We start from the raw sequence: 14,206 nt of genomic DNA, 5'->3' as shown, positions 1-14,206 counted from the left end.
CTAGAAAAATAATAAAGGGGGAAAAGTGGTTGAAAATCAGAAGAGTTTTACCGTTACTTTTGGTCTTTTTAATGGTCTTTTCGAGCTTTGCATCGGCAGCAGCACCTTCACTGCCAAAGACTAGCAAGGCAAGTAAGACAACAGCAGCAGCTAAAGTTAGTACCTCGAAAAAACTTCCAAAATCAGTAAAAGTAAAAGAGACAGGAAAAAATTACCGAAAATCAGATAAAGTTCGTGTAATTGTTGAAGTTGATGGTGACCCTGCGATTACATATGCAACAAAGCAAGGGAAAAAATATAGCGAGCTATCAAAATCAGTCAAAGCACAACTCCAAAATAAATTACTAGATGCCCAGCAGGCTGTAAAAGGCCAGTTTGCCAAAAAGGCGATCAAAATGCAGTTCAAACAAAACTTTACGACTACATTTAATGGATTCAGTGGTGTGGTCGAATATGGTCAAATCGCTGCCATTAAAACAGTAGATGGGGTTGCAAATGTGTCGATTGCAACTGAATATCAACGTCCCGAAATTGAGCCAAACATGTTATATAGTAAAGAAATTGTAGAGGCTCAAAAAGCTTGGGAAGACTTCGGTAAAAAAGGTGAAGGAATGGTCGTTGGTATTATCGATACCGGGATTGACCCGAGCCACAAAGATTTTATTTTAACAGATGGTTCCAAAGCGGCACTTACCAAAGGAGAAGTGGATGCTGCGGTTGCCGAAAAGGGCTTGCAAGGTAAGTTTTACACTGAAAAAGTTCCTTACGGTTATAACTATTATGATGAAAATGCACAAATTCTTGATCTAGGTCCTGATGCTTCCATGCATGGTATGCACGTTGCTGGAACGGTTGCAGCAAACGGGGATGAAAGCAAAGGTGGCATTAAAGGGGTTGCACCAGAAGCTCAAGTGCTTGCCCTGAAAATTTTCGGTAATGATCCAGAAATGCCTTCTACATGGGGCGATATTGAAATCAAAGCGATCGACGATGCGATTAAGTTAGGCGCAGATGTCATCAACATGAGCTTAGGTTCGACAGCTGGTTTCGTTCAGCCGAATGCACCAGAGCAAGAAGCTGTCCAAAGAGCAGTGGATAATGGTGTGTTAATGTCCATTTCCGCTGGTAACTCTAACCACTTGGGAGATGGCTATAGCAATCCGTTAGCTGAAAATCCTGATTATGGTGTAGTTGGTACACCTGGTAGTTCAAACAGCTCATTACAGGTTGCGTCCCTCGAGAATAACTATCTCGATCTTTATGCTGCTACTTATTCATTTGACGGTACGGAAGCTGGGAAGGCTCCATATCTTTCTTCAAGCAGCGTAGATCCAAATAAATTAGAGCAAAAGAAATTTGATATTCTTGATGCGGGAATTGGACAGCCCTCTGATTTTGCAGGTAAAGATTTCACTGGGAAATACGCATTAGTTAAACGTGGAACCCTTACATTTGTTGAAAAAACGATGAATGCCCAAACGGCAGGTGCGGCAGGAATTATTGTTTATAACAACACAAGTGGTTTACTCAGCATGGCTACATCTCCAGAAATCAAGATCCCACAGCTATTTGCTTTAAAATCTGATGGGGATGCAATGAAGGCAGCATTAGATGCGGGCAAGAAAGTATCGATTGAATTCCAAGGAGATAAGAAAATAACACAAAATCCATCTGCTGGACAAATGTCTACGTTCACTTCTTGGGGCGTGACATCTAATTTAGATTTCAAACCTGAAATCACTGCTCCAGGTGGAAATATCTATTCCACGCTTAATAACAACTCTTATGGTGTGATGAGTGGGACATCGATGGCGGCCCCGCACGTTTCTGGTGGATCTGCACTTGTTCTTGAACGGGTGAAGGAGGACTTTGCTGATCTTTCAGGTGCAGCAAAAGTGGGCATGGCCAAAAACATTTTAATGAACACAAGCAAGGTAATTGATGATAAGGGCACATATAATGCGGCGTATACGCAAAATCCTTATTCACCACGTCGTCAAGGTGCGGGTGTGATGCAATTACATGCTGCATTAAGTACACCAATCGTGGTAACCAACGCTGCCACAAATGAAGCAAAAGTTGCACTAAAAGAAATCAAAGGGAACAAAGCAACATTTACCCTTAAAGCACAAAACTTCTCCGACAAAGCTGTTACGTATAAAGTGGACGGAAGTGTGTTAACAGATTTAGTGCTAGAGGATGATAATGGCTACCTTGTAGATCAATTGGAGTCTCAAGGAATTTATAAAAACGGAACAGTAGCAGAAGCAGCGCCATGGAAGGGTGAATTCCCTATTTCGTTCAGCCAAGATGAGCTGACGATCCCTGCGAAAGACAGTGTGACATTAGATGTAACTGTTGATTTAACAGATACTGTTGACTGGGCTTATAACGTCCCGTTAGATGTCCTTTTTGCTAATGGTTATTTCGTGGAAGGATATGTTACGTTAACAGATGTTAACGATATAAATCCGACGGTTTCTGTACCATATGTAGGATTCAATGGTGATTGGAATAAGTCACCAATTATTGATTCAATGATTTACGATGATAAATTTGCTGATTCCTTCTATGGCTGGACTGGTATGCTGACAGCAACTGGCACGGACGAAGATGGTAATCAGAACTATAACTATTTAGGTGTCAATCCTGCAGATGATTCAGCAAAGGCTGATAAAATTGCTATTTCGCCAAATGGTGATGGCCAGAATGATAATGCCATTCCAATCCTGTCTTTCTTGCGTAATGCTAAATCAGTAGAATACAAGATTGTTGATAAAGATGGTAATGTTCTTCGCAAACTTAAATCTGATAATCTTGTCTCTAAAAACTTTAACGATGGCGGAAGAGGAGCTCAATACTACTTAAATCCTGCCAATGCTTGGGACGGAAAAATAAAGAACAAGCTAGTTGCAGATGGTGAATATTTCTACGAAGTAGATGCAACTATTGATTATGCTGGTAAAGATGCACAAAAAGTGACATTCCCTGTCCTAGTTGACACAGTTGCACCTACTGTAACAGCAAGCGTAAATGGCAACCAACTAACCGTTGCGTCGACAGACAAAACTGGTTCGGGTGTGGCTTATTACGATATTACGGTAAATGGTAAATCTGTATATGGTAATGACGAACTCCCATTAGCGGGCAATAAAACAGAGTATACATTAAAAGAAACTCCAGCAGCTGGTGCGTTAGTAGAAGTCGCTGCCTATGACTTTGCAGGTAACTCTAGTATGGCCGAAGCTACCGTAACAAATGGTGCAAATGATGGTACAATTCCATTTATTCATGTTACCTCCATTGGTGCAACAGGAGTCTACAATTCTCATAAATTGCCTGTTGAGGGATATCTAACAGATGATTCAAAAATTCGTGAATTAACTGTTGAAGGGAAGCCTGTAAAGTTAACATTTAATGCTGAGGAAGCACGTTATGAATTCAGCACAACTGTCACTGTTGCATCAGATGGTGTTCATAATATTAAAATTTCTGGTACAGATGTGGCCGGAAATAAGATTTCCTACCTAGTCCGAGATCTGATTGTTGATACAACAGCACCAAAAATCAGCGTGGATGTTCCGTCAAAAGTAAAACCAAATGTAAGCTCTGTTGACCTTAAAGCAACGATTTCTGATAACTTTGACAAGATTCGCTACTTTGTTGATGGAAGCGAAGAATTCTTTAATGATACTAATCCAGATCATTTTGAGATGAAGGGTATTAGCAAAGAAGTCTCTACCAAGCTTGATCTAGCCCCTGGTAAAAATACCTTTACTCTTGAACTTGTTGATATTGCAGGCAATAAGACAATCAAAGAGGTAAATATCTTCCAAGGCTATCAAGTAAAATTCTACAACGGAAGCACTCTTGTTAAGCAAACGGACGTAGTTAAGAATTCAAAGGCAGCAGCTCCAGCAGCTCCAACTAAATCAGGTTATACCTTCTTCGGCTGGTATAAAGATGCAAGCTTTAAAACCAAGTTTGACTTTAACGCGCCGATTGTGGCAGACACTAACGTATATGCACGTTTTGTTAAAAATCCTTCTACACCAACATCTGTAAAAGCTGCTTCTTCTGACTACAATAAATTAACCGTCAGCTGGGCAAAGGTAACTGGTGTAAGTGGTTATGAAGTATACCGTGCCACATCTAAAACCGGTTCCTATAGCAAAGTAGCAACCGTCAGCGGAAGCACAGCTAGCTATGCTAATAGCAGCTTGACTACAGGTAAAACCTATTACTATAAGGTTGTTGCATATACAACTATTGAAGGTAAAAAACTGGTAAGTCCAAGCTCAAGCATTGTAAGTGCGAAGCCAAGCCTTAAAACACCTACAAGTGTGAAGGCTGCGAAAGCAAGCAGTACGTCTATTAAAGTTTCTTGGGCTAAAGTAAGTGGTGCAAGCGGTTATGAACTGTACCGAGCCACTTCAAAATCAGGCAGCTACAAAAAAGTAAAATCGACCACTTCTTCAAGCTACAAGAATACGAAATTAACCAAGGGCAAGACTTACTACTATAAAGTAAGAGCTTATCGTACGGTAAATGGTTCTAAGGTTTACAGTTCCTATTCTAGTGTGGTATCCAAAGGGTTAAGTAAATAATAAGAACAAAAAGGAACGCTCGGATCACTTTTGATTCGAGCGTTCCTTTTTGTGTTTACTTTTCACTAGACATTTTCACAAGGGTAATAATATCACTTGAAAGCTTGCTGTAGGATGGATTTTTCGCCTTGATATTGGCTTTGATTCCATCAATCAGCGTCAATGCTTTAGGGTTTGTAATCGTTAAAACCTGAACATTACCGTTAAAAGCCTTATCAATCACTTCTTTTGCTCGATCCAGATTATCGTCATTATTTAACTTATCTGGGTCCACTCCGTCAAGATTCCCCTTTCCTGAGGAGCCGGAGGTGCTTTTTAACACCTTATTTTGAAGTTCATCATAACGAGTTGAAGTGGTTTCATGTTTGGCACGAGCCAAAATAACAGTATCATCTAGGACAAATACTTTGATCCCAGGGATGCCCTCCCCAGATAGGCGTGATTCCAAATGAGAGGATATCCCGCCGTCATGAAGGCTGGAACTGCCAATCAAACTATAAACATTTGTGCCTACCCCTTCGGTTGTTTGGCTGTTCCGATTGGTTGTACTTTTCTTGGCTCTGTCGACACTTGGAATCACATTAACACTATTTGGGTTTTGGACATGTCCATTTCCTTTGTTGTTCACTGACTGATCATGATAATTGATATTTTCTGCAGCCCCTACTTCATTTTCCTTTATTCCGTTTTGACTTGCACAAGCTGTTAGCATCATTACCGCACCAAAGAACGGGAAGCCCCAGATTTTCCATTTTCGTTTCAACATAAAAATGCCTCCTTTTTTTAAAATTATTCTCTCCGCTGCTATTTCTAAGTATTAGTGGATTATTTTGGGAACATATTAAAATTAGTTGATTGAGAATAATGTCGAAAAATCATGGAGGTTTAAAAATGGCTGAAGAACACAAACAGAATCCTGAAACTTTATCAAGAAGGAAGTTTTTACGTAATACAGGCTTCACTGTTGGCGGTCTAGCTGTTGGTGGTGTATTGGGCAGTCTCATCCCTCGAAATAATGATAAACAACAGAAAGCACCACCGCCTGAGGCAGAAAATTTCAATCAGGCACTGATGTATTTTACACCTGAACAATATCAACTAACCGAGGCTGCAACGGAACGGATTTTTCCTGAGGATGAGTCCGGACCGGGTGCGAAAGCCCTTGGGGTAGCTTTTTTCATTGACCACCAGTTAGCTGGTGATTGGGGCTTTAATGCTCGGGAATATATGCAGGCTCCTTTTTATAAAGGAGAAAAAGTCCAAGGATATCAAGGCCGCTTAAGGCGCAGGGATATTTTTGATATTGGACTAAGAGAACTTCAAAATCACAGTATGGTAGTCCATAAGAAAAAATTCACGGAACTAAAAGGGGAAGAACAGGACGCCATTCTGAGTGATTTTGAACAAGATAAGGTGAATTTGACCACTATTTCTCCAAGTGGATTCTTCCAATTACTTAGGAGCGCAACACTTGAAGGAGCCTATAGTGACCCGCTCTATGGAGGAAATAAAAATATGAATGGCTGGAAAATGCGAAACTATCCAGGCAGCCAAATGGCTTACACAGATATTATTGAAAAAGACTTCAAAAAAATAAATCCACAAAGCTTAAAAAATCATTTAAATCACTAAGAAAAGCGGAAGCGCACGTTTAGAGCTAGACACTAAGAAAAGCAGAAGCGAACTAAGAAGAGGCAGGTGGCAGCGATGGCAAGGAAATTACCGAAAGTGGATGTAGTGATTGTTGGTGTAGGTTGGGCAGGTGGGATCATTGCTTCTGAACTGACCAAAAAGGGACTGAAAGTCGTTGGTTTGGAAAGAGGTAAGGAACGCAAAACAGAAGATTACTTTATGGTTCATGACGAACTTCGTTATGCATTACGATATGGAATGATGCAAGATCTATCGAAAGAAACGATTACTTTCCGAGGAAATGAAAGAATTCGTGCCTTGCCGATGCGGCAGTACGGTTCGTTTTTGCTTGGCGATGGTCTAGGAGGTTCGGGAGTCCACTGGAACGGACAGACTTTCCGCTTCTTGCCCTACGATTTTGAAATCTATAGCAAAACAATCGAAAGGTATGGGAAAAATAAAATTCCAGCCGGGATGACCATCCAGGATTGGGGCATTACCTATGATGAACTAGAACCCTATTATGATAAATTTGAAAAACTGACTGGTATTTCCGGGGAAGAGAATCCGCTTGCTGGTAAACGGTCGGATAAGTATCCTACGCCGCCAATGAAAAAGTCGCCGCCGCTGAAGATGTTTGAGGAAGCGGCGAAAAAGTTGAAGTTGCACCCGTATATGATGCCGTCTGCGAATCTTTCAGAATCCTACAAAAATCCAGATGGAGTGTCTCGGGCAGCCTGTCAATATTGCGGGTACTGCGAGCGCTTTGGATGCGAATATGGAGCAAAGGCAGATCCGGTGGTGACCGTTATTCCGGTCGCCCACAAAACAGGCAATTTTGAAATAAGAACCCATTCCAATGTCAGAAGAATCCTAAAAAAGGGCGATAAAGTAACCGGGGTTTTGTACACGGATGTGACCACCGGTGAGGAAATTGAGCAGCCGGCTGATATTGTCGTCATGACTAGTTATGTGTTTAATAATATCCGTCTATTATTAATGTCGGATGTAGGTAAAGCTTATGATCCACAAACGGGCAAAGGTGTCATTGGGAAAAATTATGCGTATCAAGTTATCAAAGGAAATGCGGTTGGCTTTTTTGATGATAAGGAGTTTAATACCTTTGCAGGGGCAGGATCGCTTGGCATGGTTTTGGATGACTATAATGGGGATAATTTTGACCACTCTAAGGTTAATTTTATCCATGGCGGAATGGTATCACTCAGCCAAACGGGCATGAGACCGATTCAAAATAACCCGGTTCCTGGCGGCAAACCAACCTGGGGAAAAGAATTCAAGGAGAAGTCGGTCAAATATGCGAACCGCTTTTTATCCGTAGGTGCCCAAGGTTCCTCCATGCCTTTTCAACACCATTACCTGGACCTTGACCCAACCTATAAAGATGCTTATGGAGATCCATTAATTCGCATCACCTTTGATTTTGAAGATCAAGATCGAAATCTGGCCAAGTTCCTTGCCTCGAAATGTGCAGATGTCCTCAAAGAAATGGGAGCAGATCATATTGATACAATGAAGGATTTAGGTCCATATGATATCACGACCTATCAATCCACTCACAATACTGGCGGGGTCATCATGGGGGCTGATCCTGCAACCTCGGCAGTAAATAAGTATTTGCAAATGTGGGATTATGATAACTTGTTTGTTGTAGGGGCAACTGCGTTTCCGCACAATTCCGGTTATAATCCTACCGATACAGTCGGAGCATTAGCCTACCGTGCGGCTGAAGGCATTCTTAAATATCGTGATAAAGGCGGGCAAGTGGTTTAAATTCTTTTCAAAATTGGATTTAATCATCTCAATAGTGTTAATATAGAAAAATGAATTGGAAATAGGAGGAGAAAAAATGACAACTGTAAACGATAACAATACCCTGCCGCCAAAAACTTGCTCGGTCGATCGCTTAGTAACGATGGAAGCCGATGTGAAGAAAGTTCTTGCGGGTGAAAAAACAGCGACACGCCGTAATGGCCGCTATGCAGACCCTGGTGAAATCATGACACTAGAAGGCCGTGATTTTGTGGTCGATCGCGTTTATTCCCAAGCATTAGGTGAACTAACAGATGACGATGCCCGCCGCGAGGGCTTTGAGACGGTTGAAGAGTATAAACAGTCGATCCTAAGCTATCACCCTGGCATGCCTTGGCTGCCGCAAATGCGAGTTTGGGTGCATGAGTTCAGCCCTGTTCAAAAGTAGATAAATCAGACAAGTGGTCCATTCATCAATGGACCGCTTTTTTTATGGGCATACCAAGAAAATAGCAGGTCAATTAGTTGGTTAATCATGGGAAAAAAATTTATAATATTTCTAGAGAGGGATTTCCGACAGGCTGGAGTGATAGGATGGGATTTTTATCAAAATACATAAAGACATACTGGAAATCTTTTAGCATAGCGGTTCTATTTCTTACGTTGGAGGCCCTAAGTGATTTATTGCAGCCCACCATTATGGCGAAAATTATTGATGAAGGGGTAACTAACAGGGATATTCATTATGTGTTGAAAATGGGTGGTGTGATGCTGCTCATTACAGCCGGCGGCGCTGTGGCTGCTTCGACTAGAAGCGTGGTGGCTAGTATTGTTTCTCAAAACTTTGGGACCCAGTTAAGATCGGACCTATTTAAAAAAATTCAAATGCTTTCATTTAAAAATATTGATAAATTTGACCGCGCCTCATTGGTGACAAGGCTGACCAATGATGTAACTCAGGTTCAGGTGTTTGTCAACGGGTTAATGAGAATTTTCGTGAAAGCTCCGTTACTCGCAATCGGCGGGTTGATTATGGCGACGCGGTTAAACTTGCAGCTCTCGGTTGTTCTGGCTGTAGTGGTCCCGATTGTTGCCTTGTTAATTATTTTTAACCTGCGATTAGGCTTTCCCCGCTTTTCTCGCGTCCAAAAAGCGCTGGACCGGGTGAACAGTGTGATGCGAGAGTACTTATCCGGTGTCAGGGTGGTGAAAGCCTTCAATCGGTTTGATGTCGAGGTTGACAAGTTTAAAGTGGTGAATGACGACTATAAATGGCAATCAATCGCAGCAAACCGCTTGATGGCCACCTTTAGTCCGCTGATTATGTTAACGGTCAATCTTGGTATTGTTGCTGTCCTTTGGATCGGCGGAAACGGCGTAGATACTGGTGAGATTCAAGTCGGACATATTATTGCCTTTATCAACTATATGACACAAATCTTATTTTCACTGATGATGATTTCCATGGTTTTTAATATGTTTGTTAGAGCCAAAGCCTCCGCTGGGAGAATCAATGAAATATTTTTGCAAGAGGAGCACTCAACTTGGAAGGAATGGGCAGACGAACCTTTTACGGAAAAGGGACGAATCGAATTTGAGGATGTTTCTTTTTCTTATGAAGGCGGTGTGGGCGATCCTGTCTTAAAAAATATTAATCTCACTATTCTTCCCGGAGAAACGGTTGGCATCATTGGTTCAACCGGATCGGGGAAAAGTACGCTCGTCGGACTGATCCCCCGCTTTTATGATATTGTGAGCGGTACGATTAAGGTCAATGGTGTGGATAGTAAACGGGTGGACCCAAAGATTTTACGAGAGAAAATTGCAATGGTGCCGCAAAAGAATATTTTATTTACGGGCAGTGTCGCAGAAAATATTCGCTGGGGGAAAGAAGACGCAACCGATGCGGAAGTGATAGCTGCCGCGACCATCGCAGGGGCCCATGATTTTATCGAGGAATCTCCGGAAGGTTACCAAACGAGAATTGGTCAAGGCGGCGTTAATTTTTCAGGCGGACAAAAGCAGCGGATTTCGATTGCCCGGGCGTTAGTGAAAAAACCAGAAATATTGATACTTGATGATAGTACAAGTGCGGTGGACGTCGCGACAGAAGCAAAAATCAAGGAAGCCCTGAAGAAATATGCGAAGGGGCTCACATGCTTGTTGATTGCGCAGCGGATCACTTCGATTATCGATGCCGATAAAATCGTTGTCCTCGACCATGGCAAGCTAGTTGGCGTGGGAACCCATCAGGATCTATTGAAGGATTGCCGCGTCTACAAGGAAATCTATCAATCACAAGTCGGCAAGGAGGTGTCGCCTTAATGTCAAAGGAAAACGTACAGGCCGCCTCCACCCCGCCGCCGATAAGACCAGGAGGATTTGGCGGTGCCCATCGCCGTGGACCCGGCCCTGTTGTGAAGCCGAAGAACTTCAAAGGCACACTTAAAAGGCTGTGGGAATATTTCGGTGAAGAACGAAAAATGCTTTCGGTCATTTTTATTTTTATCGTGGTCGATTCCGCATTGATGCTGCTCGCCCCCTTCCTGATTGGAAAAGCAATTGATGCAATGAGCAGTCAGGGCGGCAAAGTTGATTTTAGCTTTCTTGAGGTGATGATTGTCATTTTGATCGCTGTCTATGTGATCGACAGTCTGCTTACTTTTTTACAAGGCTGGCTGATGGCAGGTGTATCGCAGCGGATTGTCAAACGCTTAAGAGATGCTCTTTTTAAAAAGTTACAAAGATTGCCGGTATCATTTTTCGATGCTCGTTCACACGGAGAGTTAATGAGTAGGCTTTCCAACGATGTGGATAATGTGAGTAACACCATCTCTCAATCGACGACGCAATTAATGTCAGGATTGGTCATCATTACTGGGTCATTAATATTGATGCTCTTTATTAGTCCGTTATTAACGCTGGCCAGCTTAATCACTGTACCACTTGTCTTTTTATTGACCAGGACAATTGCGAAACGGACCAGTGTCTTTTTTAAAGATCAGCAGGTCCAGCTGGGAAAATTAAATGGACATATTGAGGAAACCATTTCTGGAATTGAAATTGTTAAAGCTTTTAATCATGAGGGAAAAGTCATCGAAGAGTTTGAGTTGGTCAATACGAAACTGCGTGAGGTCGGCCTTAAGGCGCAAATCTGGTCTGGGTTTTTGATGCCAATTATGAACGTAATTAATAACCTAGGCTTTGCCGTTGTCGCTGTGGTAGGCGGAATCCTAGCGGTAAAAAGCATCATCACGATTGGGGCGATTGCCAGCTTCATAACCTACTCGAGGCAATTTGTCCGACCGTTAAATGATTTGGCGAATATTTTCAACATCCTTCAGTCCGGTGTTGCCGGGGCAGAGCGTGTCTTTGAAATCATTGATGAACAAGAGGAACCGCTCGACCATCCACAGGCCATTCGTTTGGAAAATCCAAGAGGCCATGTTGTTTTTGAAAATGTTAGTTTTGGGTATCGGCCGGATGTTCCCATTTTAAAAAATGTCAGCTTTGAAGCGGATATCGGCAGCAGTACCGCCCTCGTTGGTCCAACTGGTGCGGGAAAAACAACGATCGTAAACCTGCTGACGAGATTTTATGATGTGACCGGCGGCCGCATTCTGCTTGATGGTCATGATATTCGTGAGTACACTCGTGATAGTTTACGGAGATGCTTTGGATTTGTTCTCCAGGATACGTATTTATTCTCAGGAACTATCAAGGAAAACATCAAATATGGAAATGCCCAGGCCACTGACGATGAGGTCGAGCGTGCGGCGATGATGGCCAATGCTGACACGTTTATTAAGCGGCTGCCCAATCAATATGAAACGGTCTTAACCGAAAATGGCGGTAATTTAAGTCAAGGGCAGCGGCAGCTGTTAGCGATAGCAAGAGTAATCCTGGCGAAGCCTGCTTTGCTTATCTTGGATGAGGCAACGAGCAGCATTGATACGCGAACCGAGTTACATATTCAAGAGGCCTTGCTATCCTTGATGGAGAACCGGACCAGTTTCATCATTGCCCACCGCCTCAACACGATTCAAGGTGCTGATACCATCATGGTCATCGACCACGGGGAAATCATCGAGAACGGTAATCACGAGGAATTAATAAGCCAAAAAGGTAAATATTATAGTATGTTTTATAATCAATTCAAAAATGTGGAAGCGGATTTAGAATGAGGTGGAGACTGGGGAACCAGTCTCTTTTTTGTACTCTATATAGCTTTCATTGCCGAAGTGTGCGTATTTTTGGTTGATGCGGTAAATGAAGCTGCCCTTGATTGCCCATAGAGGTGATTTTTTGCTGGCAGCGGTAAATGAAGCTGCCCTTGATTGCCCATGGAGGTGATTTTTGACTTGCAGCGGTAAATGAAGCTGCCCTTGATTGCCCATGGAGGTAATCTTTTGCTTGATGCGGTAAATGAAGCAGCCTTTGATTGCCCATGGAGGTAATTTTTTGCTTGATGCGGTAAATGAAGCAGCCTTTGATTGCCCATGGAGGTGATTTTTGACTTGCAGCGGTAAATGAAGCTGCCCTTGATTGCCCATTGAGGTGATTTTTGACTTGCAGCGGTAAATGAAGCTACCCTTGATTGCCCAATGAGGCGATTTTTGACTTGTAACGGTAAATGAACCATCCTTTCATTGCCTGTAGAGACTGTTTTTTCAAAAAAATGGTCAATGCCCCCCCATTTCATGTCCCTTCCTAATAAAATCCCAAAACCCTCTATCAAAAAACGACACTAAATAATGACAACTGTAAAGACACCTGATAGAATACTAATGATTAATAGAATTATTCTGTACCTAATCTTAAGAAATATAGGGAATAATGTTAAAAATAGCTACGAATTTAGGGGGATCGACATGAACAACAAAAAGGAAATATCGGGCCGGAAATTGCTAGGTATCGCCGGGATGGGCTGGATGTTCGATGCCATGGACGTCGGCATGCTTTCATTCATCATCGCAGCCTTAAAAGTAGAATGGAATCTAACGCCTGGACAGATGGGCTGGATTGGAAGTATCAATTCAATCGGGATGGCCGTTGGTGCCCTTGTTTTTGGCCTAATGGCAGATAAAATTGGCCGAAAAAATGTATTTATCATCACCTTATTATTATTTTCAATCGGGAGCGGTCTTTCCGCCCTTACAACCACACTAGGAGCCTTTTTAGCACTAAGATTTTTCATTGGCGCAGGTCTTGGGGGGGAACTACCGGTTGCCTCGACCTTGGTATCAGAAAGTGTCCCTGCTGAAAAACGCGGCAGAGTGGTTGTCCTGCTGGAGAGTTTTTGGGCAGGAGGATGGTTAGTATCCGCCCTTATTTCCTACTTTATCATCCCCAAATATGGATGGCAGATTGCTTTAATTATCAGTGCTATCCCTGCTTTGTATGCCTTATATTTACGAATGGGATTACCTGACTCGCCACGCTTTACGGCATTAAAGAAGAGCGAAAGAATCTCAGCATTTCAAAGCTTTGCAAAATTATGGTCGAAGGAGTATCGCCGTCAGACTGCGATGCTGTGGATTGTCTGGTTTTGCGTCGTCTTTTCCTATTATGGGATGTTCCTATGGCTCCCAAGTGTGATGGGGATGAAGGGCTTTAGCTTAGTAAAAAGCTTTGAATATGTGTTAATAATGACCTTGGCACAGCTGCCAGGTTACTTCACGGCCGCATGGTTTATCGAAAAATTGGGGCGGAAATTTGTCTTAGTCGTTTATTTACTCGGAACAGCAGTCAGCGCCTATTTTTTTGGAACGGCAGATTCCACCACCCAATTGCTGACAGCAGGAATCCTGTTATCATTCTTTAATCTTGGAGCCTGGGGCGGACTTTATGCCTATTCACCAGAACAGTACCCAACGATCATTCGTGGAACGGGTACAGGGATGGCTGCTTCGTTTGGTCGGATTGGCGGGGTTCTAGGGCCATTATTGGTTGGGTCGCTGGTGACAAAAAACGTGTCGATATCAACCATCTTCACGATTTTCTGTATCGCCGTCCTTATTGGTGCTCTTTCGGTCCTCTTTTTGGGAAAAGAAACGAAAAGAAAAGAATTAGTATAATAATTTTAGCTATAGAGATTCCTTAATTTGGAGTCTCTTTCTTTTATTGTAAATAGGGAAACGTATTCAACTAAAATATTTGAAAAACAGTACTTTTCCACTGAATAAAAGCAAATCCTT

General features: G+C 42.4%; 9 protein-coding genes. 7 read left to right on the top strand and 2 right to left on the bottom strand.

Annotated features, from left to right (window positions below):
* The first annotated feature begins 29 nt into the window (after positions 1–29).
* Entirely contained in the window at positions 30–4,607 is a 4,578-nt protein-coding gene (locus tag M3610_RS13205; RefSeq protein ID WP_251459634.1) for a S8 family serine peptidase, read from the top strand.
* Between the two features lie 55 nt (positions 4,608–4,662).
* Here M3610_RS13205 and M3610_RS13200 read toward each other — a convergent pair whose 3' ends face one another.
* Positions 4,663–5,373, bottom strand: a complete 711-nt coding sequence (locus M3610_RS13200) for a hypothetical protein (RefSeq protein WP_251459632.1) — start codon at positions 5,371–5,373, stop codon at positions 4,663–4,665.
* 125 nt (positions 5,374–5,498) lie between these two features.
* Between M3610_RS13200 and M3610_RS13195 the strand changes: the two genes are divergently transcribed.
* The 5 genes from M3610_RS13195 to M3610_RS13175 all read left to right on the top strand — a co-directional run bounded on the left by M3610_RS13195 (position 5,499) and on the right by M3610_RS13175 (position 12,193).
* Positions 5,499–6,239: a gluconate 2-dehydrogenase subunit 3 family protein gene (locus M3610_RS13195; RefSeq protein WP_251459630.1), complete on the top strand. Its 741-nt coding sequence runs from the start codon at positions 5,499–5,501 to the stop codon at positions 6,237–6,239.
* A 75-nt stretch (positions 6,240–6,314) separates the two neighbouring features.
* Positions 6,315–8,030 (top strand): GMC family oxidoreductase, encoded by a 1,716-nt coding sequence (locus M3610_RS13190; protein WP_251459628.1) that lies wholly within the window; start codon positions 6,315–6,317, stop codon positions 8,028–8,030.
* 76 nt (positions 8,031–8,106) lie between these two features.
* Positions 8,107–8,457, top strand: coding sequence for an ASCH domain-containing protein (locus M3610_RS13185; RefSeq protein WP_026568122.1), 351 nt, complete (start codon positions 8,107–8,109; stop codon positions 8,455–8,457).
* 146 nt (positions 8,458–8,603) lie between these two features.
* Positions 8,604–10,334, top strand: a complete 1,731-nt coding sequence (locus M3610_RS13180) for an ABC transporter ATP-binding protein (RefSeq protein WP_251459625.1) — start codon at positions 8,604–8,606, stop codon at positions 10,332–10,334.
* Positions 10,334–12,193: an ABC transporter ATP-binding protein gene (locus M3610_RS13175; protein WP_251459623.1), complete on the top strand. Its 1,860-nt coding sequence runs from the start codon at positions 10,334–10,336 to the stop codon at positions 12,191–12,193. The genes M3610_RS13180 and M3610_RS13175 overlap by 1 nt, the downstream gene beginning before the upstream one ends.
* A gap of 35 nt (positions 12,194–12,228) precedes the next feature.
* Here M3610_RS13175 and M3610_RS13170 read toward each other — a convergent pair whose 3' ends face one another.
* Positions 12,229–12,711, bottom strand: coding sequence for a hypothetical protein (locus tag M3610_RS13170; RefSeq protein WP_251459621.1), 483 nt, complete (start codon positions 12,709–12,711; stop codon positions 12,229–12,231).
* 169 nt (positions 12,712–12,880) lie between these two features.
* Between M3610_RS13170 and M3610_RS13165 the strand changes: the two genes are divergently transcribed.
* A complete protein-coding gene (locus M3610_RS13165; protein WP_251459619.1) occupies positions 12,881–14,086 on the top strand; it encodes an MFS transporter in 1,206 nt (401 codons plus the stop codon).
* Positions 14,087–14,206 lie beyond the last annotated feature (120 nt).

This window comes from Neobacillus sp. MER 74 (genome assembly GCF_023714155.1).
Note: the sequence above shows the minus strand (reverse complement) of the source record. Positions and strands in the feature narration are given on the sequence as shown.